Source organism: Halolactibacillus sp. JCM 19043 (assembly GCF_001310395.1).
Taxonomy (GTDB): Bacteria; Bacillota; Bacilli; order Bacillales; family Amphibacillaceae; genus Halolactibacillus; species Halolactibacillus miurensis.
The window spans coordinates 1-510 of the sequence record NZ_BAXD01000103.1 but is presented as its reverse complement, the minus strand read 5'-3'; the positions used below and the strand labels follow the sequence as shown (position 1 = coordinate 510).

Sequence of the window (510 nt, the reverse complement as noted above, 5' to 3'; positions counted from 1 at the left end):
ATCCAGAGACGCATACCCTTACCTTCAAAGCGATCGATCAATGTGTGATTAGTCTCTCTGACGTTGTTTTTCCTTATGGCCAAGATCATGTCAACCATGCCATTCAGACACAAATGAACCTGAAAGATAAGAAAAAGTACGGGAAGGCTATTGGATGGTCACTTGAGGACCATGGTGACTACTACATTGTTAAATGCTTAATCGATGTGCCGCCTGCACCCTACCTGAACACCTCAACATCAACGGGTATGATTGGGGTTGATTTGAATGTGAATCATCTCGCTGTCGCCAATGTCAACGACATTGGTCAATGTGTGGATGCCTTTACCCTCCCATTTAACTTAGAGGGTAAAACCAGTCGACAGCAGGCGAAAATAATAGAAGCAGAGGTTATTGCCCTCGTTGACTATGCCGTTAAACATCATAAAACACTTGCCATCGAAAGATGGATACGACGCGGTCCAAAGTGTCGCGTCCTTATGGACATAGGAAAGCCAATCGTCGAATGAA

1 pseudogene is annotated in these 510 nt (G+C 44.5%); it reads left to right on the top strand.

The annotated features are described in order from the left end of the window. Positions 1-509: pseudogene (locus tag JCM19043_RS17070) on the top strand (hypothetical protein); the annotation flags it as partial. Between the last annotated feature and the right edge of the window lies 1 nt (position 510).